The following is a 1,498-nucleotide window of genomic DNA, read 5'->3' on the forward strand; positions in this document are numbered from 1 at the left end:
GGACGGCGATCGGCCGCAACGTGCTGGATCCGGCGCGCCGGGCGGGGGCGGCGCGGGCCGGTCGGGCGCAGGCGCACGCGGTGGCCGAGGAGGTCTCGGCGGTGTGGGGCTGATCGCCTAGGCTCGCGCCGTCGGTGTCGAGGTGGAGGTGGCGTGGTGGTTGGTGTGGGCGACGTGGTGGAGGACTTCGAGCTGCCGGACGAGACGGGCCGTCCGCGGCGGTTGTCGGAGTTCCTGGCGTCGGGTCCGGTCGTGTTGTTCTTCTACCCGGCGGCGATGACGCGGGGGTGCACGGCGGAGAGCTGCCACTTCCGGGACCTGGCGGCGGAGTTCGCGGCGGTGGGCGCGCAGCGGGTGGGCATCAGCCGGGACCCGGTGGCGAAGCAGGCGGAGTTCTCCCGGCTGCACGGCTTCGACTATCCGCTGCTGTCGGATGTCGACGGTGCGGTGGCGTCTCGGCTCGGCGTACGGCGGCGGTTGCCGTTGGGTCCGTTGAGCACGAAGCGGGTGACGTTCGTGATCGGCACCGACTCGCGGGTCGTCGACGTCATCCACTCCGAGGTGAGCATGAACGAGCACGCGGACCGGGCGTTGCGGGCGCTGGGGGGTTGATCTTCCGGGTGTCGGGGTCGGCTGGTATCAAGGCAGCAATCAGACACGTGTACGGAAGAGGGCTGTGATGGCGGGCCAGGGTTTGTCCACGGAAGACGTCGCCGGTATCCGGGAGGCGCTGTCGGCGGGACGCAAGCCGAAGGTGGTGTTCACCTCCTCGGCCGGGCAGGTCGCCGGGCAGGTGGGTCAGGTGGTGGAGCTGACCGACCCGGCGGTGTCCGACGAGTACGTGGTGGTGCGGTTCGGGCGCGACGAGTTGCCCTTCTCCCCCGCCGACGTGGCGATCGCGCCGCGGGGCGCCGGGCGCCGGGCGGCGGAGCCGAAGGCCGAGGAACCGGAACCGGAACCGACGCCGGCGACGCCGGAGTTCGTGCTGGACACGCCCCGGGTGCCGGCGCCGCGCCGGGAGGAGCCGAAGGTGGAACAGCAGGTGGAGCCGAAGCCGGCGCGGCGTCCGGTGAAGGCCGCGAAGCCGAAGGGCCCGGCGGGTCTGACGGTGACGCTGGCGTACGCCGAGGGTGAGTGGACGGTGGCGGCGCAGCAGGGCAGCAAGGCTCTGGCGAAGCCGTACGTGGTGAAGCCGGCCGAGGCGTTGCGGATGGTGGCGCTGGTGGACGTGCCGGGCGTGCACGAGGCGGTGGAGCAGATCCTCGCCGCGGAGCGGGCCGAGGCGGAGCAGCAGGCGGAGAAGCTGCGGGCGGAGCTCGCCGAGGTGGAGGCCCGGTTGGCGGAGCTGCGCGAGGCGGGCTGACGGCGCCCGGGACCCGTCGCGGTCGATCCGCGGCGGGCCGGGCGGTCAGAAGTAGTCGTGCAGGTACGCCGGTCCCCCGGCGGCGAGCAGGTCCAGGGCGCGCGGGTCGACGCCCGGGGTGTGCCGCAGCAGGCC

The 1,498-nt window shown here is 73.6% G+C and carries 2 protein-coding genes; both read left to right on the top strand.

Annotated elements, in window-relative coordinates; genetic code table 11:
• Positions 1-153: 153 nt before the first annotated feature.
• Positions 154-612, top strand: coding sequence for a peroxiredoxin (locus AB0I76_RS29770; RefSeq protein WP_357042423.1), 459 nt, complete (start codon positions 154-156; stop codon positions 610-612).
• 67 nt (positions 613-679) lie between these two features.
• Positions 680-1,363, top strand: a complete 684-nt coding sequence (locus AB0I76_RS29775; RefSeq protein WP_357042425.1) for a hypothetical protein — start codon at positions 680-682, stop codon at positions 1,361-1,363.
• Positions 1,364-1,498 lie beyond the last annotated feature (135 nt).

The organism is Micromonospora sp. NPDC049799, assembly GCF_040656655.1.
GTDB lineage: Bacteria > Actinomycetota > Actinomycetes > Mycobacteriales > Micromonosporaceae > Micromonospora.

What these genes read in the sequence shown, in the direction of transcription:
- AB0I76_RS29775 (WP_357042425.1), top strand. Translation starts at nt 680, where the DNA reads ATGGCGGGCCAGGGTTTGTCCACGGAAGACGTCGCCGGTATCCGGGAG.